Genomic DNA, 25,055 nt, shown 5'->3' with positions numbered 1-25,055 from the left:
AATATCTATATTAACAAAGTAATTGTATGCCGCTTTGTTTCGTGACTTCTATTAACCGCCGCCTTATCAATAACATCGTGCGGTGTTTGTTTATATTTAATACTATTAATCAATAACTAGGACCTCTATTATGAATGACAATATCTCTGGCTGGAATACCTGGCTGACCGCATTTGATGACTGGACTGACGTGTCTATCAGCGAGGTACATGGCTTGATGACAGGGCTGATGACCGCCTGTGATGCGCCTGATGAACCAGTATGGGCAAAGGTGTTTGAGGAGCTGAGTTTTGCGCCGCTGCCTGATGAAGCATTAACCTTGTTGACAGAAGAAGCAGAAGACATCGTTTTTCAGCTAAAAGATAAAGACGATGCTTATTCCTATACGCCGTTGGTGCCAGATGATGAACATGACCTATACGAGCGTGTGATGGCGCTGAAACAGTGGGCAAATGGCTTTATGACTGGTTTTGGTATTACAGATTGTGGTCTGAGCAGCGACGAAAACGAGATGCTGTCGGATTTGGCTAAAATCGGTGGCATTCGTTTAGAAGATGACGAAGATTTTGAAGGTGGCGAAGAGTCTTATCTGCATATTTACGAGTTTGCGCGCATGGTGCCAGTGAGCTTTGCTACCCGTAAGCGTAAAGCTGTTAAAGATATTGCTCTGATTGCTGGACTGGCTATCGATGCCAAAACCACCAAAGAGCTACAAGCAGAAGGTAAGTTGCCAAAACCGATGCCGCCAGTGCTTGATGTGATGAATCAAAACCGTCCATCATAAACAGCATAATATGATGAATAGATGTAAAAATAGCCAAGTTTGACGCCATGCAAATGGCACTTGGCTATTAGATAGATAGCTATGAAAAAATAATAGAAGGGAAGCTATGATGACTACTGATAATGAGATGATTCATTTACGCCGCTGCGTGGAACTCGCTGCTGAAGCATTAGAGGCGGGCGATGCGCCGTTTGGCAGCGTGTTGGTTGATGGCGATGGCAATGTATTACGAGAAGATCGTAATCGTGCCAATACGGTCGATGCGACTTACCATCCTGAAATTGCTGTGGCTAAATGGGCTGCTCAAAATATGACCCCTGCAGCGCGTGCAAAAGCGGTGGTTTATACCTCAGGTGAGCATTGTGCCATGTGCTCAGCTGCGCATGCATGGGCGGGGCTTGGTCGTATTGTTTATATCAGCTCATCAAAACAGCTAAGTACATGGATGGATGAAATGGGCATGACATCAACATCGCCCATCAATTTATTAACTGTTCAAGAAGTTGCGCCGAATGTGGCAGTAGATGGTCCGATTGCTGGCTTAGATGAAGAAATCAAAGTACTGCAACAGCGCTCATTTCAAAAAGGCTAATTAAAAAATCTGCTTAAAGAGACTCATCAAACAGTATAGAGTCTTTTTATCTTGTAGTACGATAAGGATGTCTTATGACGGTAATAAATCACAATAAAGGTAAAGAGCGAGCAACGCCTAATGCTCATTATTCTCCTGCCAATTATCCCATCGATAGTATTGATTGGCTGACAAGATTAATTGCGTTTGATACGGTCAGTCGCCATTCAAACTTAGCATTGATTGAAGATGTACAAGCTTACTGTGAGCAATTGGGTCTTACGGTAGATTTAAGCTTTAATGACGCTAAAAATAAAGCCAATTTATTCGTTACGGTGCCAGCAGGTACAAACGCTGACGATGTGAATCATGGTCTGGTGTTATCAGGTCATACCGATGTCGTACCGGTTGATGGTCAAGACTGGACGTCTGAGCCGTTCATAGCGACGATACGCGGCGACAAGCTTTACGGACGCGGTGCTTGCGATATGAAAGGTTTTATTGCCTGTGCGTTGACACTGTTGCCGCAAGCGGTAAAGCTATCTAATGCAGGCAAGCTGCGTCGCCCATTGCATTTGGCGTTGTCATTTGATGAGGAAGTTGGTTGCTTAGGTGCGCCATTGATATTAGCCGATTTGAAAGCACGCGGTATCACCCCTAATTATTGTATCGTTGGTGAGCCGACCAATATGGCGATGGTCGTGGCGCATAAAGGCATCGCCGTCTACCGTTGCCGCGTGCATGGTAAGTCTGCGCATTCATCATTGACCGCAACAGGTGTCAACGCCATTAGCTATGCCAGTCGTTTGATTGGTTATGTCGATGAATTGGCGGAAGAGATTAGTCATCGCAGTGATAACGATGCGCTGTTTGATGTGCCTTATTCGACATTGTCTGTAGGCACCATACAAGGTGGGACGGCGACCAATATTGTCCCTAATCTGTGTGAGTTTACCTTTGACTATCGTAATCTGCCACATATGACTCAAGACGATATCCTTGCGCCGATTCAGGCTAAAGTTGCGGAGCTAAACGCCCAAATGCAAGCACGCGCTGCCGATACCGGCATTGAGCTGCTGCAAGAAGAAAGTGTACCGGCAATGACCGATAGCGACAGCGCTGAGCTACAAGCGTTAATAGCGGCACTAACTGGCGACGATACACGTCATAAAGTTGCTTATGCCACTGAAGGCGGGCAATTTACCAATAGCGGCATTCCAACGATTATCTGTGGCCCGGGTAGTATTGAGCAGGCGCATAAAGCCGATGAATATGTTGAATTAATTGAGATCGAGCGCTGTGATGAGTTTTTACAAAAGCTACTAAACAGCTGTGCCATCAATTGATACAATAGGCAGCAGGCCGTTCTTTTTCAATCTATATGCGCATAAAATACACCGTCTTTATGGCGGTGTTTATTTTTTAGCCATTTTGCAAATATTAAGTCGATTTTAATAAGTTGGTTTTAAGTTTTTATAAATGATGAACTAGGGGTTAGTCGATGTCTTGGCATCTGTTTGCGGTATTTTTTGCAAGTACGTTTTTTATCTCAGCGACACCGGGTCCGAATATGCTACTGGCATTCCAGTATGGGCTTAATTACGGCGTGAAGCGTACTTTATGGACGCTGGCAGGGCTCAGTCTTGGGCTTTTTATTTTACTGCTATCCACGTTACTAGGACTCGATGTTATCAGCCGTCAATCGCCATGGTTATTGACAGTTATTAAAACCGTTGGTGCTATTTATCTCATTTATTTGGGTATCACATCGTGGCGCGATAGTACCAGTAGCAGCTTGATGAGTGATGCAAATGCGCTGAGTACTGAAGTTAATAAAGAGTTGACTCTGACTACTGAGATGTCTGATAAACCTACGCCGCGCTCACTCTCTAGTGCCGCTGTCAAACCCCCGCCTAGTGATTGGTTGTTGTTTCGAACTGGTATGTGGGTGTCACTGTCTAACCCAAAAGCGATCTTATTCTTCGCCGCCTTCTTTCCCAAGTTTATCAATTTTAGTGCGCCGCTATGGCCGCAGTATATTATGCTTACCTTTGGGTTATTTTTGAGCGAGACGATTTGGCAGCTGATTTACACCCTTGGCGGTAAAAAGTTGGCAGGATGGTTGGACGTTGGCGAGCGTTTAGCATGGCTTAATCGCGGTTGCGGGGTGATATTTATGTTGATTGCAGCAGCTTTATTGGCTGAAGTGTTAAATGGTTTTTTGGCTTAACGAAGTTTGTAATTTAAAAAGGTGACTATCACCTTACACATTTATAAGTAAAATTAATATTCATGAAAAAGCCGTTCTCTATTTAATAGCGAACGGCTTTTTTATTAATTTATTTTTTCTAAAAACTTAAGCAAGCACTTCGATTAACTCACCCTTAACCATGTGCGGGCTAACAAAATCGGTAATACGCACGCTGACGATTTTACCCAGTAGTTCATCCATTTTCTCAACATCATAAGGGAACATCACGGTACGCGTATTATCAGCTGTACCGATTAAGCAATCAGGATGACGATTGGCAATTTTCTCGACCAAGACGCGAGTGGTGGTACCGACCATCTCATGGGTTTTTGCAAGGGTTGAATCGATAATCACTTGTTGGAATTCCGCCAGACGCGCTTTCTTAGTTTTGAAGCTCACATCGTCAGGCAATTCTGCTGCTGGCGTGCCCGGACGTTTAGAATAAATAAAGCTATAAGAGTGATCGAAATTCAACTCTTTTGCCAAATTTAGTGTATCTTGAAAATCTTGCTCGGTCTCACCAGGGAAACCAATGATAAAGTCACTCGATAAGTGAATATCAGGGCGAATGGCTTTGAGCTTATTAATTTGATTGATATAAACATCAATGGTATGGTTGCGTTTCATCGCTGCCAAGATAGCGTTCGAGCCACTTTGTACTGGCAAATGCAAATGTGATACCAGCTCTGGTAATTGCGCATAAGCGTCGATGATATCATCGGTGAACTCGAGTGGGTGACTCGTGGTATAACGAATACGCTCAACACCATCGACATGTGACACATAATGCAGCAGTTCTGCGAAACGGCAAATACTGCCATCATCTTTTTCGCCGCGATAGCCGTTGACGTTTTGACCGAGCAGGTTAATCTCGCGCACACCTTGCTCAGCTAGGCTGTCAATCTCAGCTAATACATCATCAAGTGGACGCGATAATTCTTCACCGCGGGTATAAGGTACGACGCAAAACGAGCAATACTTTGAGCAGCCTTCCATAATGGATACAAAGGCCTTGTAGCCTTCGACACGTGGCTCTGGCAGAAAATCAAACTTTTCAATACTTGGAAAGGATACGTCCACCGTACCGATACGATTCTTAGGCGCGATTTCACGCTGCTCATTAGATTGATCGTATAGCTCCGGCAAGCGGTGTAAGGTTTGTGGACCAAAGACCATATCGACATACGGCGCGCGTTTTTGGATGTTGTCGCCTTCTTGAGAGGCGACGCAACCACCAACACCGATAACCAAGTCTGGACGTTTTTCTTTGAGTTTGCGCCAGCGACCCAATTCTGAAAAGACTTTTTCCTGCGCTTTTTCACGAATAGAGCAGGTATTCATTAACAGTACATCGGCTTCATCGATATTGTGGGTGACCTCCATACCGTGCGAATCACCAAGCACATCAAGCATTTTGCCAGAGTCGTAGACATTCATCTGACAGCCTTGGGTGGTAACAAAGACTTTTTTTGGCGCGCCATTGACTGCTGCTTTGGCTATTGATGTTTGGACGGAACTTGGCGAGTTGAGTGCCGTAACGGCAGGCGCAGTAACCCTTGTGTCAACAGCAGCGTCATCGATGCGGGGATTAAATACAGTAACACTCATAAGCGAAGTCCATGATTGACTAAAAATATAGCGGGGTAGGCGATTAAGCGGTGGCGTATTTTATCACAACCCTGAAGCAATGTGAAAAGTTACCGTACGCCTATAGGGATAATTGTGCTAGATTATTTATAATACTATCAAATGCTTACCTAGTATTGTGGAACAATTATTAGTATTGATAAAGATTGTCGGTATTTGAAGGGTTGTAACATTTTTGTGTTACACAGGGCTATCGGATTTATTAACGAAAAGTAAAGCTTATGGTTGAATGTGCAACGAGTATAGTATGATAAAGCCAATCATATCCGCACTATTGTTTAAATGAGCGTTTTAAGTAGGGTGAAAATACCCTTTTAAACTGAGATTTAAACTATTTATCTAGCCAAATTATTTAGACTTATTATAAAGAGAGTTCGTATGACAAAGCCGCAAGTTGCTCAGAGTATCAAGGATGAAGCTGCCAATCATCAAAATAATACGCCCAACTACCTTAAAAGAACGATGCTAAAAACCAGTGTGTTGAGTGTGACAACGGCAATGGGTGCGCTGGCCATGTCGCAAGTAGCTTATGCCGAACTGACTTGGGGTAATAATACCAGTAGTAGTGTTAATAATGGTTATCCGCAAGAAGGCAAATACCAGCCCGAGCCTTACCAGCCTCAAAACTATCAGCCGGATAACTATCAACCAGACAGCTATCAACCGCAAAGTTCTCAGCCAAATAACAGTTACCAATCAAATACCGGCTATCAAGCTGATAGTGGTGCGAGCTCATTTACAGCGGCGGCGATTGCAGCAGAGCGCGGTGATGTCAACGCGCTTTATAATTACGAGCAAGCGATGAGTGGCGGTTTATTTGCCATGTATCCCACTTATTGGCGCATGAATTTAGACTTAAATTCGCAAAGCCCGGCAGCGGTCTCACAGTTTGTGCGTCAATACCCAGATACGGTAATGGCAGAAAAACTGGTTGCTGATTTTGCTGAAACCAAAGCGGGCTCCAATGATTATGCCGCCGTACGCCAAGTAGCAAATCTCATCACCAACGCTGATGACAGTGAGAAGTGTGCCGTGGCGCTTGGTTTCAATAATGGCGGCGATACCATGCGTGCGATGGCAGCCAAATCTGATGTTTGGCTAAACACCAAAAAGCAGCCAGCACTGTGTGACCAGTTGGCGCTAGAGATGAATAATAATGCGCTGATTAGCAATCAAGATAGAGTATCGCGCCTTAAGCGTATGCTGCGTAAAGGCAGAACGGGCGATATTATGGCGCTGTCTTCGCGTTTAGGTACACCGGTTCCTTACTCGTCGTTGAGTGACATTCAGCTCAATCCATCAGCATTCTTTAGCCGTTTTGCCCGCGAGCCTGCAAGCCAAATGAATCAATATCTGTACCTTTATGCAATGGGGCGTGTCGCCGAAAAGTCTTATCGTGAGGCCGCATTGCAGTTAGATTTTGATATCAAGCAAGACAATCAGCGCTCAGCGAAATTATTGACGGATGATACCCGCCGTGCTGCTTATCGTACGCTTGGCGTGCAGCGGATGAATCATAACACCGATGATGGCTTTAATGTTGAAGCGGTTGATTGGTTCCGTAATAGCTTGGACAATGACTTTAGCTTTGAAGAAGCTGAATATTATGCTATGGCAGCGATTCGTTTTAGTCGTTGGGATGATGTGGTCGAAGCTATCTCAAAAATGGATGCCGAAACCCAAAAAACCAATCAGTGGCAATATTGGCTGGCACGTGCTTATGAGCAATCAAGTGATGCCAACAAACGCAATACCGCTAAAAAAATGTATCAAAACTTAGCAAAGAGTAATGAGTATTATGGTTTGATGGCCAAGGATAAAGTCGGTCAACGTTTTGATGCCAGTCGCTTGGGTGGCAGCAATTTGCCTAACGTTAGTAGCGCCGACCGCGCCCGTGTTATGCAAAATCCACACTTTGCTCGCGCATTTGCTTTATATAACGCTGATGCCAGTCGTGCCTATGCCAATCGCGAGTGGAACTGGGCGGTGAAAAAAGCACGTGACAATCGTGATGATAATCTGATTATTGCCGCTGCTCGTCAAGCATATGATATAGACTGGCTCGATCGGGCGATTTATGCGGTTGATAATACCGATAGAGTCGACAGTTTGGCATTGTCACATCCGATGCCGCACCAATCGGCGGTCGTTCGTCACAGTCAGTCGGCGGGTATCGATCCGGCATGGGCGTATGGCATTATGCGTCAAGAGAGTCGTTTCGTGACGTCAGCACGGTCAAACGTTGGTGCTAGCGGTCTGATGCAAGTCATGCCAGATACCGCTAAATATATTGCGCGTAATTTAGGCGAAACTTATAGTGCCAGCCGTGCCAATAGCGGTGATACCAATATCCGTTATGGTACGTGGTATATGGGCGATATCTTTGGAAAATTAAACAGCCAACCAGTCTTAGCGACAGCGGGCTACAATGCTGGTCCAAATAATGCCAAACGCTGGCAGCCAACCTATGGTTCACTCGCAGCTGACCAGTATGTCGAGTCGATTGCCTTTCCTGAGACCCGTAATTACGTCAAACACGTCATGGAAAACGCTACTATCTACAGTAGTCTATTAGGTCGTGGTCAGCCTATTAGCCAACGTATGGGAACGATTCCTGCGGCGTTTTAATTTATAAATATTGCATGACAAAACCATTAGCAGGTAACTGCTAATGGTTTTTTTATATGTTGGGCTTGCATATGTGCGGCTTTTATATGTAAAGCTTTTATATAAAGTGCTTCAATATATCTTGACTATATATGGCGCTTTTAAAATTGCTCATTTAAAAGCAATCACCAGCTTCTTAAGTCTTGTTTACGTTTTTGCTATAGATTAAAAAAGGCAGTTTGCTACCATTGCTTTCATTACCGTCTGCATTTTTTGTTCATTTATTCTTAAGTGGCTGATGTTTTGAAAGCGACCTAACTTGAGTTATAGATAATAATTAAGCGTAAAAGCTCCTATTCGTCATTGCTAGATGCTCTAACTTCTTATGATTAAAAAATATTTTAAGCTGCCCATATCGTCGCGAGCTAAGCGTCAACTATCTATTCAGACAAAGGTGGGCTCGATGTCAAAGACAAGGCTGTCAGAGCATTTTAATGAATGCTTGATGAGCAAAAAGTATGAAAGTAAAGGCAATGCCATACTTGGTGTGACTGCTTTACTATTACTACAGGGTGCCATAACGCTACCTGCACAAGCTGCTAGTGCCAGCAAGACAGGGCAGCGGGTATTGATGATTGAGATGACGCCCGCGCTGTGTAGCTTACAACCGACGCGCGCGCGTATGCGTCAGTGTTTAGAAGGGTATTCGTTAACGGTTTCAGGACTTGATATGGGTTATGGCGAGCGCTGCGGACGCGGTAGTGAGCCGCGTCTAACCCCGCTACAATTAAAAGTGGTCAACCGTATCATGCCTGATACCACGGTGCGTACCCAAGCATGGCAGCGTTATGGCGTTTGTAGTCCGCTTAGCGCCAGTAATTATTTTCGTCAAATCACCAACTATGCCGGCGACTTAAAACTGCCGAGTGAGTTGAATACAGGCAACAGTTATACGGTATTAAAATCTCGTTTTGTCGCACAGATGACCCACTTAAATAGCGGTATGTCAGCTAATAGCGTTGATTTGATCTGTCAGGCAGGAACACGTCGTCAAATGGTATTGACCGACGTTCATGTATGTTATGAAGGCAGCTCATTTGGCACTTGTAGTAATGTTGTCGATAACTGTGGCAGTAAGTTTATTATTTCGGGTGGTAAATAATATCTATTCATTGATATCTAAGAACAGCCGTAGCGTTTATTTAATAAGGCTGGTTGTTATTTAACGGAAATATCATTTATTTAATTGCCTTATATTCATGTCAATAATGCTACTAAGACTGCCTTAAATATTTTTAAGGCTTATCTAACGCCTTGTTTTTAAGCCTTTCCCAAAAGCTCAAACATCTATTCGTATAAAATGTAACAATATAACCAGTATTGTCAGCAATCGCATTCGCGCTTTCTCTAGACGATTAATAGGCTGAGGTGCTACACTAGCTATCGGTTTATGACTGCTATATAGAGCGAGCAGATCGCTATCTCAAACGATATTCATCAATCAGAACCATCCATTAGAATCATTAATCAGAACTATTCATTAGAATCGTGAATTATCTAATCTATAATTAGGGAGTATTCAATGTCAATGAAACAGCCTTTACGTGTTGCCGTCACTGGTGCCGCTGGTAATATCAGCTATGCTATGTTATTTCGTATTGCCTCTGGTGAGATGCTAGGTAAAGATCAGCCAGTTATTTTGCAATTGCTTGAAATCGCCCCAGCACTTGACGCCCTAAAGGGTGTGGTCATGGAATTAGAAGACTGTGCATTCCCATTATTGGCCGGTATTGTTCAAACTGATGATGCGACCGTTGCATTCAAAGATGTTGACTATGCTCTGCTAGTCGGTTCACGTCCTCGTGGTCCAGGTATGGAACGTAAAGATTTGCTAGAAGCCAATGCTGCGATTTTCTCAGCCCAAGGTAAAGCATTGAACGACGTTGCAAGCCGTGATGTAAAAGTATTGGTTGTCGGCAACCCTGCGAACACCAACGCGCTTATCGCTCAGCGTAATGCACCAGATTTAGATCCACGTAACTTTACGGCTATGACTCGCCTAGATCACAACCGTGCGATGGCACAGTTAGCTGGCAAAACGGATAGCACCGTTAATGACGTGAAAAAAATGATCATCTGGGGTAACCATTCATCAACGCAGTATCCAGATCTAACGGCTGCAACTGTCAATGGTAAGCCAGCGTTAGATTTAGTAGATCGCGAATGGTACGAAGCTACCTATATCCCAGAAGTACAACAACGTGGTGCTGCAATCATTAAAGCGCGCGGTGCATCATCTGCTGCTTCTGCTGCCAACGCTGCCATTGCACACGTACGTACATGGGCGCTAGGTACTGATGAGAACGATTGGGTCTCTATGGGCGTTTACTCAAACGGCGAATATGGCATTGCTAAAGGCTTGATCTACTCATTCCCAGTTACTTGTGTTAACGGCGATTGGTCTATCGTAGATGGTGTTGACGTGTCATCAGATTTCTCAAAAGAGAAAATGGCAGCCACTGAGCAAGAGCTTAGCGAAGAGCGTGATGCAGTAGCACACCTGCTTCCATAAGCTGTCAATTTATTAAAGCTGTTATATAGATATTGATCTAAAAAAGCCCTCTTATTAGAGGGCTTTTTTTTTGCCTTGTATGTCTATTAATACAATTGATAACGTTAGCTAAACGTTGGTTAACAGCTATTAGAATAAAGCTTGCTACAATAAAGTGGTTAATTCAAATAATAAGTACAATCAAATCATTATAAAATTTTTTTTATTAAGGAAAAAGACTATGTTGGGTGAACCTGAATATAATATGAATGAGTTATTTGCGCAGCTAGGACTGGATAGCTCGGATGAAGCCATTGATAGTTTTATCGAAAAAAACCAATTAGCAAAAGAAGAAAAGTTGATCGAATCTACGGTATGGAATGACAGTCAGCGTGCCTTTTTGCAGGAAGAATGGAATAAAGATGCCGCATGGGTCGAGGTTATCGATGATTTAAACGTGCGTATGCATCCTGAAGCATAAAAATAATAATAAAGTATCAATCAATAAAGTATTACCCTAAATAAAAACCCACAAACGTTATTAATGCTGTGGGTTTTTTTAGGAATTAGTCTCTTATAAAGTGTGAATTAAGCCTTTTTAGGGTCATAACTATCATTCTAGCTCTGCTGTTCACGCCATTCGAGTAAATCAATCACATCGTTATGAATACCTGCTTTTAACGCCTCTAAACTCTCATAATGACGCTCGCCATGTAAATAATGCAAGAAACGTACTTGTAAGTTTAAGCCGTATAAGTCTGCTTGCAGCTTAGGGAAATGTACCTCTAAGCGCCAATCATGCTCTTTATCTACCGAAGGTCTGATACCAATATTGGCCGTACCAAATAAGCTATGCGGGCGTAAACCTGCAATCCCTGAATTTTCGCTATTTGTCAGTGCGGTCAAGCCGTTCGGTATGACATCACCATTATCATCAAGGATAACGACATCGACAGCAAAGATGCCATGTAACGCTGGTTTTATGCGTTTTAAGTCGACATTGGCAGTGGGAAAGTCCATGGTACGCCCGATTTTATCGCCACCAACGACGACGCCTGTCATCGTATAATCTCGACCCAATAAGGCATTAGCCGCATCGATGTCACCGGCCAATAATAGGTTGCGTATACGCGTAGAGCTAATGCGCGCGCCTTTACCTTTATCATCGATCACGGTATGCAGATTGGTCACATCTAAGCCATAATCACGTAAAAACTGACTGTCACCAGTACGATCATGACCGAACTTAAAGTCATCACCCAACACCAATGCTTTTACATTGAGGCGCAGTGCCAAAATATCGGCGAATGCCTGTGCCGATAGCGAGCGAAAATCGCTATCAAAGCTTGCAACAATCAAAGTCTCGATGCCGTACTTTGCGAGCAAAGCTTGCTTTTCGGCAAGATTGGTTAGGCGAGCAGGCGCGGTAGCTGGCGCAAAAAATTCACGTGGCTGCGGCTCAAATATCATGACTGCCGAGCCAATATTTTGTGCTTTAGCGGTATCGCGAACTTGTGCCAGCATTGCTTGATGACCCAAATGCACGCCATCGAAGTTGCCAATAGTCAGCACGCAGGCTGCCAAATCTACTGGGCTAGTATTGGCAGACAAAGCGCGTGGTGACGCCATCAGTTGCTCAAGAAAATAGGTGTTCATAAATTTTCAGCTATGATAGATAAGACCAGATAAAAAACGAAAAAACACATCGCGACTTAAAAACAATATTTTAAAATATCTCTCTGTATCAGATGTGTCTAAAAGAGGTGTCTAAAACCAGTCATTATAAAGTAAAATAGCCCCACTAACATCCTATAGTCTGCTGATAATCTAACAACCATGCCATGGCCTCAAAAGCTGGTTTTCATATTTGGCTTACGTTGGTCGTTTTCTGCTAAGGGCTTCTGCGACGTACGTTAGATGAATAGTGTCAGGGTTCATCATTAACATTAAGCAGCCGTTGTTTATTACTCATCATTTCTTTTTACTATCAATAATCATGGAAACGCTATGACTGATGCTGTCTCTATCGCTGCTTGTCATGATATCTCTCACTCTATAACACCTATTTTGTCAATTCATGAGCTCAACGAACACTTTACGGTACAGCGTGCTAATAAGGCAGATTTACCAGCGATTTTAGCGATTTATAACCAAAGTATCGCGGGCAAACAAGCTACTGCTAATTTAGCACCAGTGAGTTGTGAAGAGCGTCAGGTTTGGTTTGATGAGCATTTAAACAATGCCACGCGACCTATTTATATTGTTAAAGCTCTTGTTGAAAATGTAGATGAACGGATAGAACAAACAGCGTCGCCAATCGTCGCCTGGGGCAGCTTTAGCGATTTATATGCACGACCGGCTTATCATATCAGCACTGAGATAAGTATCTACTTGCATCAGGATTATCATGGTCAAGGATTGGGTGGCTTATTGACGCGTTGGATGCTGAAGCAAGCGCCGAGCTTAGGTATTCATAACGTGGTGGCGCTTATCTTTGCTCATAATCAACCAAGCTTAGGATTGTTCCGTAAGCTTGGGTTTGAGCAATGGGGTTATATGCCAAAGGTGTGCGATATGCAGGGGTTTATCGCGGATGTGGTGATGCTTGGTAAAGCAGTGAGGGCAGATAATGGCGCCACATAAAGAAAAGTTAGATAACAGTAGACCGATTTTTAACCTAAAATTTTCCATTTTCCGTCTATCTTTTGCAGCTCATAAGTCAATGATGTGGGTTCACTTTGTCCCCTTAGCATCAACTCACCAGTGATGGTGGCACGGGTTTTGTTATCACTGTATTTGGTATCAGTGAAAGTAACACCGTCAACCGTTTGCTGAAAAGCCGATTGGGTCTTAGCAAGCTCTTCCTCGAAATTTGCCATATCTACTTTATAATAAGTAGCGGCTTGTTTCGCGTCGCCATAATACAAGCTGTCTAATGCTTTTTTAACCGTATCTTCTGGCGTACCATCTTGGGTCGGATTGCTCACTAAGCTTTTTTGCTTAGCAGCAGTCGTAACAGGATTGATATTATCGTTAGCAATCGTGGTTTCATCTTTAGAGTTATCTACTGCCTGTTTACTATCAGTAGTAGTGCCTGTTAATTCTACTTGGCTCGCGTCGTTCTCAGATGTTTGCGCGACCGCTGCAGTGTCTTCAGTACTGCTTGCAGTATGAGCCGCGGTCTCTGCTTCACCCTTATCATTATTGCTACAACCACTTAAAAGTAGTGCGGTGCTCAGGATACCAACAGTTAATATGCTTGGTAAGCATAACAAGGTTGATGGTAAAGCTGATGATTTAGTCGTCATATTAGTTCTCAGAATTCATTTATTTCTTAAAGAGCAATTATGGTAACTATCAGCGGCATGCACTGTCAATTCTCATACCAAGCTTGTTCTGGTTTGGTAAATTAAAGCCTTGCTTGGTTTTTAATAATTAATGTTTAACGCTTACTGTTTTAACCATGTTTTAGATGGCGAGGACGGAATCCCGTTGCCAATAATACTATGCCATAAACCAGCGCACCGACCACACACATAATTAGTAGCGCAACCAAACGTTGCCACTGTGCTTCATTTGTTGGAAAGTAGGGTAGCATGACGTAAAGTACAGCAACCATGGCAGTGGTAGAAACTGCAAATTGCGCAAACAGCTTTTTCCAATGACTGCCAAAGCGGAAAATCTCACGCTTATGCAAGAAGTAATATAATAAGCCAGCGTTCACAAATGATGCGCCAGTCGTCGCAAGTGCCAGTCCACCATGTAACGGCATGTCAAAAAAGTAAAATATGCCAATAAAGATGACACTAAAAATCATATTAGCAAAAACGGAAATAATACCAATTCTGACTGGGGTACGGATATCTTGACGAGCGAAGAAAGCAGGGGCAAAGACTTTAATTAACATAAAGCCTAAGATGCCACCCGCCATGCTTTTTAGCGCCAGCGAGCTCATTTGTGCATCACGTAAGGTAAATTCGCCACGTAAAAACAGCGCTTGCATCAGCACATCAGACAGAATAAATAGCGCAGCCGATGCAGGTACGCCGACTAAAATGATTAAACGTGCTGCCCAATCAATGGTCTTTTTAAAGCTGATATCGTCTTTTTGCGCTTCACTTTTTGACAAGCTTGGTAGAATAACCGTACCGATAGCCACGCCAATTAAACCAAGGGGTAACTCGCTCATACGCTCAGCAGCATAGAGCCAAGACACCGAACCGCCAATCATTAATGAGGCGAAAATGGTGTTGAGCAGTAAATTAATCTGCGTGACAGAGACGCCAAAGATAGCCGGTAGCATTAATTTTAATATACGCCTGACGCCTTCATGCTGGAAGTCGATTTTCGGCATCACCAGTAGCTTTTGTTGGGACAATTGTGGTAACTGAAGTAGAAGCTGTAATAAGCCTGCGATAGCGACCGCGTAACCGAGCGCCATAATGGGCGTCTCAAACATCGGTGCAAAAACCAATGCGCCACCAATCATACATAGATTGAGCAATACGGGTGCAAAAGCTGGCGCGGCAAAACGTCCGTAGCTTTGTAAAATACCACTGGCAAAGGCGGTCATAGAGATAAATAATAAGTAAGGAAAGGTCAGGCGTAACAGCTCAGCGGTGATGGCAAATTTATCGGGCTGATCAGCAAAACCGGGCGCAAATAACGTCACGACCCATGGCGCCATTAAAATAACCACCACGGTCAACATCGACAGGATCAATAGCAGAGCGCCTGAGGTGCGACTGACTAATATCTGTACTTCTCGTAAGCTGTATTTCTCTTTGTATTCCGATAAAACAGGGACAAACGCTTGACTAAACGCGCCTTCAGCAAACAAACGTCGCAGAAAGTTCGGTATCTTAAAGGCGACCAAAAAGGCATCCATCAGACCGCCAGCGCCAAAGACACCTAGTAATACGATATCGCGTACCAGACCTAAAATACGTGACAGCATGGTCATACTACTGACCACCATGGTTGAACGAAATAACCGACTTTTTGCCATGAGAACCTATTCTGCTAATTTGTTTACTGAAGGTTGTTTACTGATGCAGTGTTGTCAAAAAACTGACGGATTATAGCACTTTCATCATACTGATAAATGGATTGAATGTGGAATATAGAATGATAAAAAATCGTTGATAAGTGGCGATAATTTTTTTAATTGCGACAAATAAATTAAAAATCAAATAGTTTTATAAATTTCATTCAAGAGACTAAATAGCTCGGAGCGTTTATCAATCATAGATTTTCTATAATTGGCTGTATCATTATGGTCGAAAGGTATATCTACAGACTCGACTCTCTTTTTAAGAGCTATAACTGTTTCGCCGTATTCTCTAAGCTTAATTTGAGCGCTACCATAGCCAAACAATAGTAATAAAGATTCTGCTTTCGTTAGTTCACTAAAGCTATCGAATAGTTTATTTTAAGAATCTAGGAATCCGTTAGATTTAGGAAGAGATGAGTCTGGAACCAGTCTACGCCGCCAATCAGTGGCAAATGCCCAATAATTCAGAGCAATGGTATTAAAATTCTCTACTTTTTCTGCGACTTCTTTTAACATCTCAAACTCGCGTTCTACTTTAGCTTTTTTAAGCTCATTACGATGTTGTGTTGAGGATAATAGAAAAGTAATAACGCCTGCTATCAATGCGCCCAAACCTATCTTCACTGCTGAATCGACCACTTCAATCCAAATCATAATGTTTTCAATCGATGATTAATCATCATTCAAGTTGAGTAAGCCCTTTATTTTAATAGAGCTGCAACCCTCTCACGCAACTTTGTCCATTCAAAATAATCACCGGGGTCAGTTTTGCGAGCGGGCGCGATATCACTATGACCAGTCAGATGCCTGCGAGTTTTTGGATAAGCGTCATAGATAGCGACGATAACTTTGGTAAGCGCTTCATATTGGGCAGTGGTAAAGGACACAAAATCTGAACCTTCAAGCTCAATGCCAATGCTATAATCATTACATTCAGGGCGACCCAAGTAGCTAGAGCGCCCAGCATGCCACGCGCGTTCATTAAAATTGACAAACTGAGTAATCGCGCCATCACGCTCTATAAATAAATGCGCTGAGACTTCTGCCCCTTTAATAGTTTGAAAATAAGGATGCGCCTCCCAGTCTAATTGATTGGTAAATAAGGCTTTAACGTAATGTAGACCGTCAGTATCGCAAGCCCCAAACTCATTGGGTGGCAAGCTAATATTGTGAATAACGATGGCATCAATCGCGACATTTTCAGGTCGTTTATTATGATTGGGCGAGGCAAGCCAAGTCGCAGCTGATAATCGACCGGCATTAATAGTCATTGACGATGCTATGGACATAATACTCTCTTTTATAATTTGATAAATAAGTACCCAGTAAATGCTGATGATTATATTTTTTATCAATAAATGGCGTATCTACCTGAAAAGCTGTCATTCAAAACGATAATTCATAATATCACTCTAATAATTCGATAGAACTCATAACGCGATACGCGTCTGACTCCTACAGTGCGAGATGTTACTCATGTCTATATATTCAAACCTGTTGCCGATAGATTGTACGCCAACAAACATTGGTAGGCGAGCTCGTTTGCCGCTCACCATAGCCGGACTGCTACTGACCGCACAGGCACAGGCATTTTTGCCGACGCCCGCATCGCTTGTGACAACAGGTGAGTTGGCACTAGATACTGCTGATGATAATTCAGCCTCTAAATCACAAAACGCTGAGCCAATATTAATGGCTTATACTAAGCCAGTTGTCGCCGGATCAAATAATACCATCAAGCCAGATAGTGTCTCAAATACCGCAGTCACTTCTCGGACATCTAACAATCAAAGTGCTAATAATAGTGATAATGGGGCGAACACCCAACAGCTATTAGCATCATGGCGTGCGCAAGCAAAAACAGAAAACCTTGCCCAACATATAACATGGCGACGGTTATTATATTTTTTTGATGATCAAAAGAATTTAATCGGCAAGAAAAAAGACAGCAGTATCGTTGATGATGCAGCATTTTTCTTAAGTAAAAATGGACAGCATGATTCAGCGGCCGAGCTTGATGCCTTGCTGGTCGCCCTTGCTGACGAGATGGCTACGACTCCAGATAACAGCACTGCTAGTAATCGTGCGACTAAAAACTCGGTACAAAACTCAGTGTTATGCCGTTTCCCAGCGCGCGTTCAATGGCTGACTGATACCCTCAATATCGAAAAAAGTGGCTTGCAAGTCGACTGTCCAGAGCTGAATGACTGGATGCAAAAGCTGGCACCCGAGCAGCTGTCTATTATGTTTGCGCAAGAATATTTAGACAATCCTATTTCAGCCTTTGCTCATACATTATTACGTATCGACTCTAAAGCCAGCGTTGCCGATCCAAGCCAAATTCATCATGCAGTGGCGCTAAATTATACGGTAGGCGGTGATTCAAGCGATAACTTTTTGGTCTATGCCATCAAATCGATGAGTGGCGGTTATGACAATCTGATTGAAATTGACCCTTATCCAGAGAAGCTGGCGAAGTATCTGCAAGAAGATGAGCGCGATGCGTGGACGTATCAATTGGATTTGACCCCAGCGGAAGTGCAGCAGATTATGTTGCATGTTTGGGAGACCAAAGATTTGAAGTTGCCGTATTACTTCACCACTGATAACTGTGCGTCTGAGATTTTACGCTTAATTGACGTGGTACGCCCGCAGCAGCATTTATTAAGCCGCCTACCTTATGCCGTTATTCCCTCAGATGTCGTGCAGTTACTTAATAGCGAAAACTTACTTGCCAGCACCAACTATACACCCGCTGATAGCACCTTGCGCCAAGCGCAGTTAAATAAGGTTAAAGAGCAGCGTGAGCAATTGGGCTATCATAATAACGCTAAGCAGACGTTAAGTGAGATTAAATCTGCCCAATTGAATCCAACGTCGAGCATAGCAGCCGACGAAAAAACGCTATTGCCACGCCGTATTGCGGTAGCTGATAATAACCCAATAGACAGGCATCCTCTGCAACTTGGGTTTATCGGGCTAGGGCAGCGCGGTGATAATAACTATATTGACTTGGGTGTGCGGGCAGGTTATCACGATACTCTTGATCGTCCGTCAGGATTTCCGCAATTCTTTGATTTAGAAGGCGCGGCTGCGACTTTGCGCCTCTATGATACCGATAATGATAAGGCCAATCAGCCAAGCAGCGTGGTTTTGCAAAATGTAACTTTGGTGCGAGGGCGCTCATTTAATCCGGTCAACTCTGCCAAAAAGGGCAAAACCTGGGGCGCAAGTATTGAAGCGACACGCGTGAACGACGGCTCGCAGCAGGATGGCAGCGATCATTTAGTCGGTAGTCTAGGCTATGAGACGGGTTGGTCGTGGGCGTTTGGCACACCTAGCGCGGGCACAGGCGAGATGCCGCCGCAGCTATGTTATACGTTTTTGGAAGGTACGGCGCAAGCAGGGCGCGGTATAAATAAAGGCTATCGTGTTGGCGCAGGCGTCAATGCTGGTTGTCGCTATCAGATTAACAATCAGTTACGTGCGCAGGCTGAATTGCAACTGCCATATTGGTATCATGGCAGCAGCGATGAGTCTAATGCTCGTGGTCATTATTGGCAGCCGATATCGACGTTAGGGCTGCAATACGACATCGATAAAAAACAAGCATTACGTATCAATGCCAACTACGAATGGCAAGATCGTATCGATGCCAAAGAAGACATACAGCTGTCCTACAGACGCTATTTTTAGCACTTGTTATTAAATTAATAACAGTCTTCTTAGTCAGTCATTAGCATAGACAGCCATTAAAAGCAGTTTTTAAATAAAGGATATATGATGAGTACGCAAAATTTACTGATTATTGGTCAAGGTGATATTGGTTTGCCAGTTACCAATAAGCTGGCGCAAGACGGTTTAAACGTCACTGGGCTGGCACGTCGTGATCGTCATCATTATGCTCTAGATGATAAAGCTAACTTTCTACAAGCCGATGCATTAACGCTAACTGCAGAGCAGCTGCAAGACTTTACGGCGTTGGCGATTATCGTCACTCCTGATGAGTATTCAACCAGCGGTTATCATGACAGTTACTTAGCCATCAGCCAGCATTTGGCAACATTGACTGATAAATTGACCAACCTTGCGCGCATTGTTTTTATTTCATCAACTGCTGTCTATGGGCAAGATAATGGCGAATGGATTGATGAAGACACCGCGCCTGTGATGCCAGAGCGTGAAGCCTCGCAAGTGATATTGCAAGCAGAACAAGTATTGCAACAAAGTTTTGGTGCTAAGACTATTATCATTCGCCCAAGTGGTATTTACGGACGCGAGCGCCTGATGCGTCTACGTAAAGCTAAAGAGAAACAAAAAGAGCCAGTGGCAACAGCGCACTGGAGCAATCGTATTATGGATCGCGATTTGGTTACTATTATTGCCAATATCATGACTATAGACACGCCAAAACCCCTTTATATCGCCACGGATTATGCGCCAGTCACCACTTTTGAGCTCGGCACTTGGTTAAGTGAGCAGATAAATGAAGTATCGCCTGTTATTGATGACAATAAAACGAAAGTAACGGGGAAGCGCTTGCACAGCAACATTCCGTTAGCTTGGCTGGACTATCCTGATTGGCAAGTAGGCTATGGTGATATTTTGCACTATCAAAATAAAGAACAACATCAAGAGTAAAATGTCATTTTGATTTTATTTTATTTTTACGACTTTTAAATTTGCAAGCCTAGGGAAAATTCATGACCCAGCCTTCTACTTCTGATAACCGTTTATCCAGTGCTAACTTTATAGCAGAAGAGGATCAGCTTGCAGAAGGTCATGCTAAGCAATCCGCTGTTTTAGCAAACAGCCAGCAGCCTGCGATTGTACATCCTAATTTTGACCCAAAGCGTTTGCCATTGGACCCTGCACGGCCATTGACTGATATTCCAGAGCCTGCACGGCGCTTAAATAGTCAGCTGCGCCGCTTATATGGCAGTTCGACCCGTTTTTATCAGCCCAATACAGACAGCTTATCGAAATGGGCATTGATGGCTTCAGAAGCATTGGCTGAGCATTTATCACTGCTCAGTGCCGCAAGACTGGTTGAGCTGCCCGAGAGTTTTTATCACAATCATAGCGAGCAGCCGTTATTAGCTTCATTAACAGACATGACTTTGCTTGATATGGCGGATATCCAGCGCGCGCTACAAGCGTACCCTAAACTGACGCGTTATGGGTTTTTAGCTGCTGATATTATAAATGAAGACAATATTAATACTGATAGTGTGCAGGCTAATAATCATATTAAGAAAGCTTTAGCATCAGAATCTCTGCTTGCACTGACCAAACGTTATAATCCTGATGAGTTACTCAATAGCGTTTATGCCGATGACTGGCAAGTGATATTGCAGCCGCAGCAATTTGATAGCGGCGAGGGTAGTTTGGCAACTGACCTTATGGCATGTAGCGTCGCCGTCCATGCTTTAAAGCAATGCAGTACGCGCAAAACGATTAACCATAGCTACAGCGGGGCGCAAATTTGTCAGCATCTGCGCAGCTACCTGCTCAGTCAGATTGTTTTTGAGCCAGCACAGCGTCATGCATACCGCCAAGTACATCTATTTACTGGGCATATTATCGTTGCTGCCTATCATTTGGGCTGGGACATACACGTCAATAGCGATGGTCAATGCTACTTTAATATCTCATCACGTTGTGGCTTATTGACGCGTTACGCGAATATGCAGGATTATGATATCAATGGTTGGTCAAGTTAAACCACCACGACTATAATGCGCTTCACAACTTTTTATTGTTTAACTTTCCATTTTCTTTTTGTTGATAGGAATGCCCTATGCTTAATGCCACAACGCCCAATAACCAACCTGCCAATAATGCGTCATTTTCATCGCATCAATTTATCCAATTGGCTTTAGATAATCAGGTCTTAAGATTTGGTGAGTTTGTCTTAAAATCTGGACGTATTAGTCCGTATTTTTTTAATGCCGGTTTGCTGGCGTCGGGTGAGATGTTATCGTTATTAGCGCGTGGTTATGCTGATGCCTTGGCTGAGCAGATGGCTGCACAAGGTTCAATGGCAAACGCTGGCGCAGCTGAGCAAGAGCTGGTTATTTTTGGTGCCGCTTATAAAGGTATCCCATTTGTGGCGGCAACGGCGCAAGCGTTATGGCTACATCATGGTATCAATGCTAAATGGGGCTATAACCGTAAAGAAGCTAAAACTCATGGCGAAGGTGGTAATTTAGTCGGTGCTGATGTCAAAGGCAAGGCGGTTTGGGTACTTGATGATGTGATTACCGCTGGTACGGCCATGCGTGAAGTGGTTGAGATTTTAGAGCAAGCGGGCGCAAGCGTTGCGGGTATTATTGTCGCTCTTGACCGTAAAGAAAAGGGTTTAGCGGAGTATTCTGCTATTCAAGAGTTGGCGTCGACATTAGAAGTACCAGTGCGTGCCCTTGTCGATATCGATGATTTAATCAGCTACTTAGCAGAAAGTAGCCCAGAAAAAGATGCGACCCAGCTTGCAAAAATGCAGCATTACCGCGCCCAGTACGGCGTATAATTTAGCGCAGTTTTTACTGTATTTTAGCTATGTCCCAACAATATTTTGAGTGAAGTTTGAGTCATGTTGGCATGTCATTAATGTCCGTTTGAACGATTAATACTATTTTAAATGATTAATACTATAACGTAAGTGAGACTTATCATGAGCCAAGAAAAGCAAAAGAAATCATTAAACATACTCGTCATCATGGACCCAATCGAGCAGGTCAATTATAAAAAAGACACCAGCCTTGCGATGATGTGGTCAGCACAAGATCGTGGGCACAGCCTTGGCTACTGTCAGATTCATGATTTATGGTTGGATCGAGGGCAGTTGATGGTGGATACCCAGCCGGTAACGGTCAAACGTGACCCTGAAGATTTTTATACCTTAGGTGAGAAAGCGACAGCACAAGTCAGCGAATATGATGTGATTTTGATGCGTAAAGATCCGCCGTTTGATATGCGTTTTATTTATGCAACCTACATGCTTGACCATGCCAAAGCCGCAGGCGTGCTGGTGGTCAACGACCCACAAGCGATACGCGATTGCAATGAAAAGCTATTTGCTACTTGGTTTAGCGATTATATGAGCCCAACGATTGTGACCAGTAAACAGGCGCATATTCGCAAATTTATTACTGAGCAGCAAGATGTCATTGTTAAGCCTTTAGATGGTATGGGCGGCACGGGCATCTTCCGTTTGACCGCTGACAGTCCAAATATCGGCGTGACGCTTGAGATTTTAACCGAGCTTGAGACGCTACCAATTATGGCGCAGCGTTATTTACCGGAAATCAAAGAAGGCGATAAGCGTGTGTTAATCGTCGATGGCGAAGTGGTCGATTATAGCTTGGCGCGTATTCCGGTGAAAGGTGAGACGCGCGGTAATCTTGCGGCAGGTGGTAGCGGTGTTGCGATGCCGCTTACCGATATTGAACGCCAAGTGGCTCAAGTCGTCGCACCGATTGTCAAAGAAAAAGGGCTGATGTTCGTCGGTTTAGACTTAATCGGTGGCCGTATCACTGAGATTAATGTCACCAGTCCAACCTGTGTGCGTGAGATTGATGACCAATGCGGTACGGATATCGCAACTGACTTTATTATCGCTATCGAGAAAAAGCTGGCCGTTTAAATAAAGCGGTTTTTGCAATGAATTAGAGAAAAACTTATGTTCATAAATAATCTTGATTGTTTGTCACAATTTTATATGATAAAACAGGATTATCGATAAATATGATGATACTGCGCATTTTATAGAATTTTTATAACACAAGGATGTACTATGAACACATTTGCAAAATCACTTTTATTCACTGTAGGCTTAGCGTTTGGCTTTAGTGCTAGCGCGGCTGACCAGCTTAACAATACCAAGTGGACCACTTACAATGATAATGGCACGCCCGATGCGGTGCTAAGATTTTCTGAAAGCAATGGTAAGCTTTCGGCAAAAATCGTTGAAATTTTGGACCCACGGGCTAAAGATAAAAAAGTCTGTGATAAATGCAAAGGTAAGTTCAAAGACAAACCTTTGACCGGAGCGACCGTATTGTGGGATTTAGAGCCGGACGCTAATGATCCTAATAAGTATGTTAATGGCGGCGGTATTGAGCCAGAGACTGGCAGAACCTTTTCTGGAAAAGCAGAATTACAAGGTGATACGTTGAAGCTACGAGGCTATAAAGGTATCTCGTTAATTGGTAAAACTCGTGTTTTAAAACGCCGTTAATCATTGCTGTTTTAATATTCACTCTTATTAAGACGATAAATTCAATAAAGCCAAGCCGCGATTGCTCACGGCTTGGATTTTTATTATTCACGCTGCATAAAATGCTGTCTATCAGGCAGCGATTTACACTATACTATGCGGGCTTTTATAGGGCTATTTTGGTTCGATATATAATGCAGTCAAAAGATAATAAGTCTTTCATATAAATAAAGAAAAGATAGGCAGGCGTTCATGAAAACACCGCATATATTAATGATGGCAGCTGGTACAGGCGGGCATGTATTTCCAGCGCTGGCGGTTAGCGAAGAATTGACCAAGCGCGGTGCTGTTATTCACTGGCTCGGCACACCAAATGGTATGGAAAATGGCTTGGTTGCACCGACTGGTTATCCTTTTCATGCGATTGATATGCAGGGACTGCGCGGTAAAGGATTGGGGCGCTTGCTTAAGTTACCTGTTAATTTGTTGTCAGCGACGATGGCGGCGATTAAAGTCATTCGTGGCAATCAGATTGATGTGGTTGTTGGTTTTGGTGGTTACGTTACCGCGCCCGGCGGTATTGCCGCGCGTTTGACCAAGAAGCCGCTGATTATCCATGAACAAAATGCCATTGCAGGTATGAGCAATCGTTATTTGGCCAAGATGGCGACCAAGGTATTGCAAGCGTTTGAAAATACCTTTGCCAATAGCCAGCTAGATAGCAAGATAGAAACGGTGGGCAATCCGGTGCGCAATGCCATTAGCGGTGTTGCCGAACCCAGTGTGCGTTACGATGTGAATGACAGCTCGCCGCTTAAATTGCTGGTGGTGGGTGGTTCGCTCGGTGCGCAAGTGTTAAATGAGACGCTACCCAAAGCACTGGCATTGATTGACCGTCCGTTTGAGGTACGTCATCAATGTGGACGCAATAACGAGACCGCCACGCAAGCGGCATACGATAGTGAAGAATTAAGCGCCCATCAATTTACCGTACAGCCATTTATTGATGATATGGCAGCAGCTTACAATTGGGCCGATATCGTGGTTTGTCGAGCCGGTGCGTTGACAGTGACTGAAATTCAAAACGTTGGTATAGCGGCAATATTTGTACCGCTACCAAGCGCGGTTGATGACCATCAGACGGCAAACGCGCGCACCTTGACGCTACACAAAGCAGGTATTTTGCTGCCACAAAATGAGTTAACTCCTAACAAGCTGAGCAATGAGCTTAATATGCTAGATAGGCGCGCTTGTTTAAAGATGGCAGAAAAGGGTCATGCGCTTGCCAACCGTCAGGCCTGCCAACAAGTAGCCGATATTATCTGGCAAGCTGTATAAAAGCTGACTGTCATATTTATTATTTTTATCACTTA

The 25,055-nt window shown here is 43.6% G+C and carries 22 protein-coding genes; 16 read left to right on the top strand and 6 right to left on the bottom strand.

Going from position 1 to position 25,055, the window contains the following annotated elements:
* Nucleotides 1-130: 130 nt before the first annotated feature.
* The 4 genes from AC2FA3_RS01265 to AC2FA3_RS01250 all read left to right on the top strand — a co-directional run bounded on the left by AC2FA3_RS01265 (nucleotide 131) and on the right by AC2FA3_RS01250 (nucleotide 3,585).
* On the top strand, nucleotides 131-784 hold the full coding sequence (locus tag AC2FA3_RS01265; protein WP_201609384.1) for a UPF0149 family protein: 654 nt from the start codon (nucleotides 131-133) through the stop codon (nucleotides 782-784).
* A gap of 109 nt (nucleotides 785-893) precedes the next feature.
* Nucleotides 894-1,376 (top strand): nucleoside deaminase, encoded by a 483-nt coding sequence (locus AC2FA3_RS01260; RefSeq protein WP_490507956.1) that lies wholly within the window; start codon nucleotides 894-896, stop codon nucleotides 1,374-1,376.
* Between the two features lie 74 nt (nucleotides 1,377-1,450).
* Nucleotides 1,451-2,701: an acetylornithine deacetylase gene (argE, locus tag AC2FA3_RS01255; RefSeq protein WP_490507955.1), complete on the top strand. Its 1,251-nt coding sequence runs from the start codon at nucleotides 1,451-1,453 to the stop codon at nucleotides 2,699-2,701.
* Between the two features lie 155 nt (nucleotides 2,702-2,856).
* Nucleotides 2,857-3,585, top strand: a complete 729-nt coding sequence (locus AC2FA3_RS01250; RefSeq protein WP_490507954.1) for a LysE family translocator — start codon at nucleotides 2,857-2,859, stop codon at nucleotides 3,583-3,585.
* A 126-nt stretch (nucleotides 3,586-3,711) separates the two neighbouring features.
* Here the strand turns inward: AC2FA3_RS01250 and miaB are convergent, their stop codons facing one another.
* A complete protein-coding gene (gene miaB / locus AC2FA3_RS01245) occupies nucleotides 3,712-5,214 on the bottom strand; it encodes a tRNA (N6-isopentenyl adenosine(37)-C2)-methylthiotransferase MiaB (RefSeq protein ID WP_490507953.1) in 1,503 nt (500 codons plus the stop codon).
* A 417-nt stretch (nucleotides 5,215-5,631) separates the two neighbouring features.
* Between miaB and AC2FA3_RS01240 the strand changes: the two genes are divergently transcribed.
* The 4 genes from AC2FA3_RS01240 to AC2FA3_RS01225 all read left to right on the top strand — a co-directional run bounded on the left by AC2FA3_RS01240 (nucleotide 5,632) and on the right by AC2FA3_RS01225 (nucleotide 10,892).
* Nucleotides 5,632-7,881: a lytic transglycosylase domain-containing protein gene (locus AC2FA3_RS01240; protein WP_490507952.1), complete on the top strand. Its 2,250-nt coding sequence runs from the start codon at nucleotides 5,632-5,634 to the stop codon at nucleotides 7,879-7,881.
* A 442-nt stretch (nucleotides 7,882-8,323) separates the two neighbouring features.
* Nucleotides 8,324-9,022: a T2 family ribonuclease gene (locus AC2FA3_RS01235; RefSeq protein WP_490507951.1), complete on the top strand. Its 699-nt coding sequence runs from the start codon at nucleotides 8,324-8,326 to the stop codon at nucleotides 9,020-9,022.
* A gap of 426 nt (nucleotides 9,023-9,448) precedes the next feature.
* Entirely contained in the window at nucleotides 9,449-10,432 is a 984-nt protein-coding gene (locus AC2FA3_RS01230; RefSeq protein ID WP_490508105.1) for a malate dehydrogenase, read from the top strand.
* A gap of 220 nt (nucleotides 10,433-10,652) precedes the next feature.
* On the top strand, nucleotides 10,653-10,892 hold the full coding sequence (locus AC2FA3_RS01225) for a DUF2789 domain-containing protein (protein ID WP_490507950.1): 240 nt from the start codon (nucleotides 10,653-10,655) through the stop codon (nucleotides 10,890-10,892).
* 137 nt (nucleotides 10,893-11,029) lie between these two features.
* Here AC2FA3_RS01225 and ribF read toward each other — a convergent pair whose 3' ends face one another.
* A complete protein-coding gene (gene ribF, locus AC2FA3_RS01220) occupies nucleotides 11,030-12,067 on the bottom strand; it encodes a riboflavin biosynthesis protein RibF (RefSeq protein ID WP_490507949.1) in 1,038 nt (345 codons plus the stop codon).
* Nucleotides 12,068-12,418: 351 nt separating this feature from the next.
* Here ribF and AC2FA3_RS01215 point away from each other — a divergent pair, with 351 nt between their 5' ends.
* Complete coding sequence (locus tag AC2FA3_RS01215; protein WP_490507948.1) at nucleotides 12,419-13,054, top strand: GNAT family N-acetyltransferase; 636 nt, start codon at nucleotides 12,419-12,421, stop codon at nucleotides 13,052-13,054.
* Between the two features lie 29 nt (nucleotides 13,055-13,083).
* Here the strand turns inward: AC2FA3_RS01215 and AC2FA3_RS01210 are convergent, their stop codons facing one another.
* The 4 genes from AC2FA3_RS01210 to ampD all read right to left on the bottom strand — a co-directional run bounded on the left by AC2FA3_RS01210 (nucleotide 13,084) and on the right by ampD (nucleotide 16,753).
* Nucleotides 13,084-13,719 (bottom strand): hypothetical protein, encoded by a 636-nt coding sequence (locus AC2FA3_RS01210; RefSeq protein ID WP_490507947.1) that lies wholly within the window; start codon nucleotides 13,717-13,719, stop codon nucleotides 13,084-13,086.
* A gap of 149 nt (nucleotides 13,720-13,868) precedes the next feature.
* Entirely contained in the window at nucleotides 13,869-15,419 is a 1,551-nt protein-coding gene (gene murJ / locus AC2FA3_RS01205; protein ID WP_490507945.1) for a murein biosynthesis integral membrane protein MurJ, read from the bottom strand.
* 423 nt (nucleotides 15,420-15,842) lie between these two features.
* A complete protein-coding gene (locus AC2FA3_RS01200) occupies nucleotides 15,843-16,118 on the bottom strand; it encodes a hypothetical protein (protein ID WP_490507944.1) in 276 nt (91 codons plus the stop codon).
* A 47-nt stretch (nucleotides 16,119-16,165) separates the two neighbouring features.
* On the bottom strand, nucleotides 16,166-16,753 hold the full coding sequence (gene ampD, locus AC2FA3_RS01195; RefSeq protein ID WP_490507943.1) for a 1,6-anhydro-N-acetylmuramyl-L-alanine amidase AmpD: 588 nt from the start codon (nucleotides 16,751-16,753) through the stop codon (nucleotides 16,166-16,168).
* Between the two features lie 187 nt (nucleotides 16,754-16,940).
* Here ampD and AC2FA3_RS01190 point away from each other — a divergent pair, with 187 nt between their 5' ends.
* From AC2FA3_RS01190 to murG, 7 genes are all read left to right on the top strand, one after another.
* The gene (locus tag AC2FA3_RS01190; protein WP_490507942.1) at nucleotides 16,941-19,160 is read left to right on the top strand and encodes an Lnb N-terminal periplasmic domain-containing protein; all 2,220 of its coding nucleotides are present in this window, start codon (nucleotides 16,941-16,943) and stop codon (nucleotides 19,158-19,160) included.
* An 87-nt stretch (nucleotides 19,161-19,247) separates the two neighbouring features.
* Entirely contained in the window at nucleotides 19,248-20,105 is an 858-nt protein-coding gene (locus AC2FA3_RS01185) for an SDR family oxidoreductase (RefSeq protein ID WP_490507941.1), read from the top strand.
* 62 nt (nucleotides 20,106-20,167) lie between these two features.
* Nucleotides 20,168-21,187 (top strand): hypothetical protein, encoded by a 1,020-nt coding sequence (locus AC2FA3_RS01180; protein ID WP_490507940.1) that lies wholly within the window; start codon nucleotides 20,168-20,170, stop codon nucleotides 21,185-21,187.
* 77 nt (nucleotides 21,188-21,264) lie between these two features.
* Nucleotides 21,265-21,993 (top strand): orotate phosphoribosyltransferase, encoded by a 729-nt coding sequence (pyrE, locus tag AC2FA3_RS01175; RefSeq protein WP_490507939.1) that lies wholly within the window; start codon nucleotides 21,265-21,267, stop codon nucleotides 21,991-21,993.
* A gap of 144 nt (nucleotides 21,994-22,137) precedes the next feature.
* Complete coding sequence (gshB, locus tag AC2FA3_RS01170; RefSeq protein WP_490507938.1) at nucleotides 22,138-23,109, top strand: glutathione synthase; 972 nt, start codon at nucleotides 22,138-22,140, stop codon at nucleotides 23,107-23,109.
* 150 nt (nucleotides 23,110-23,259) lie between these two features.
* Nucleotides 23,260-23,703 carry a DUF2147 domain-containing protein gene (locus AC2FA3_RS01165; protein ID WP_490507937.1) on the top strand — a complete coding sequence of 148 codons (444 nt, stop codon included), beginning with the start codon at nucleotides 23,260-23,262 and terminating at the stop codon, nucleotides 23,701-23,703.
* Nucleotides 23,704-23,934: 231 nt separating this feature from the next.
* On the top strand, nucleotides 23,935-25,020 hold the full coding sequence (gene murG, locus AC2FA3_RS01160) for an undecaprenyldiphospho-muramoylpentapeptide beta-N-acetylglucosaminyltransferase (RefSeq protein WP_490507936.1): 1,086 nt from the start codon (nucleotides 23,935-23,937) through the stop codon (nucleotides 25,018-25,020).
* Nucleotides 25,021-25,055: the final 35 nt, after the last annotated feature.

The sequence above is a fragment of the Janibacter sp. CoH_79_TC_3 genome, from assembly GCF_058197955.1.
Note: the sequence above shows the minus strand (reverse complement) of the source record. Positions and strands in the feature narration are given on the sequence as shown.

Excerpts from the sequence above, each read along its gene's own strand:
- AC2FA3_RS01265 (WP_201609384.1), top strand. The coding sequence starts at position 131 with ATGAATGACAATATCTCTGGCTGGAATACCTGGCTGACCGCATTTGAT.
- AC2FA3_RS01260 (WP_490507956.1), top strand. The coding sequence starts at position 894 with ATGACTACTGATAATGAGATGATTCATTTACGCCGCTGCGTGGAACTC.
- argE (WP_490507955.1), top strand. The coding sequence starts at position 1,451 with ATGACGGTAATAAATCACAATAAAGGTAAAGAGCGAGCAACGCCTAAT.
- AC2FA3_RS01250 (WP_490507954.1), top strand. The coding sequence starts at position 2,857 with ATGTCTTGGCATCTGTTTGCGGTATTTTTTGCAAGTACGTTTTTTATC.
- miaB (WP_490507953.1), bottom strand. The coding sequence starts at position 5,214 with ATGAGTGTTACTGTATTTAATCCCCGCATCGATGACGCTGCTGTTGAC.
- AC2FA3_RS01240 (WP_490507952.1), top strand. The coding sequence starts at position 5,632 with ATGACAAAGCCGCAAGTTGCTCAGAGTATCAAGGATGAAGCTGCCAAT.
- AC2FA3_RS01235 (WP_490507951.1), top strand. The coding sequence starts at position 8,324 with ATGTCAAAGACAAGGCTGTCAGAGCATTTTAATGAATGCTTGATGAGC.
- AC2FA3_RS01230 (WP_490508105.1), top strand. The coding sequence starts at position 9,449 with ATGAAACAGCCTTTACGTGTTGCCGTCACTGGTGCCGCTGGTAATATC.
- AC2FA3_RS01225 (WP_490507950.1), top strand. The coding sequence starts at position 10,653 with ATGTTGGGTGAACCTGAATATAATATGAATGAGTTATTTGCGCAGCTA.
- ribF (WP_490507949.1), bottom strand. The coding sequence starts at position 12,067 with ATGAACACCTATTTTCTTGAGCAACTGATGGCGTCACCACGCGCTTTG.
- AC2FA3_RS01215 (WP_490507948.1), top strand. The coding sequence starts at position 12,419 with ATGACTGATGCTGTCTCTATCGCTGCTTGTCATGATATCTCTCACTCT.
- AC2FA3_RS01210 (WP_490507947.1), bottom strand. The coding sequence starts at position 13,719 with ATGACGACTAAATCATCAGCTTTACCATCAACCTTGTTATGCTTACCA.
- murJ (WP_490507945.1), bottom strand. The coding sequence starts at position 15,419 with ATGGCAAAAAGTCGGTTATTTCGTTCAACCATGGTGGTCAGTAGTATG.
- AC2FA3_RS01200 (WP_490507944.1), bottom strand. The coding sequence starts at position 16,118 with ATGATTTGGATTGAAGTGGTCGATTCAGCAGTGAAGATAGGTTTGGGC.
- ampD (WP_490507943.1), bottom strand. The coding sequence starts at position 16,753 with ATGTCCATAGCATCGTCAATGACTATTAATGCCGGTCGATTATCAGCT.
- AC2FA3_RS01190 (WP_490507942.1), top strand. The coding sequence starts at position 16,941 with ATGTCTATATATTCAAACCTGTTGCCGATAGATTGTACGCCAACAAAC.
- AC2FA3_RS01185 (WP_490507941.1), top strand. The coding sequence starts at position 19,248 with ATGAGTACGCAAAATTTACTGATTATTGGTCAAGGTGATATTGGTTTG.
- AC2FA3_RS01180 (WP_490507940.1), top strand. The coding sequence starts at position 20,168 with ATGACCCAGCCTTCTACTTCTGATAACCGTTTATCCAGTGCTAACTTT.
- pyrE (WP_490507939.1), top strand. The coding sequence starts at position 21,265 with ATGCTTAATGCCACAACGCCCAATAACCAACCTGCCAATAATGCGTCA.
- gshB (WP_490507938.1), top strand. The coding sequence starts at position 22,138 with ATGAGCCAAGAAAAGCAAAAGAAATCATTAAACATACTCGTCATCATG.
- AC2FA3_RS01165 (WP_490507937.1), top strand. The coding sequence starts at position 23,260 with ATGAACACATTTGCAAAATCACTTTTATTCACTGTAGGCTTAGCGTTT.
- murG (WP_490507936.1), top strand. The coding sequence starts at position 23,935 with ATGAAAACACCGCATATATTAATGATGGCAGCTGGTACAGGCGGGCAT.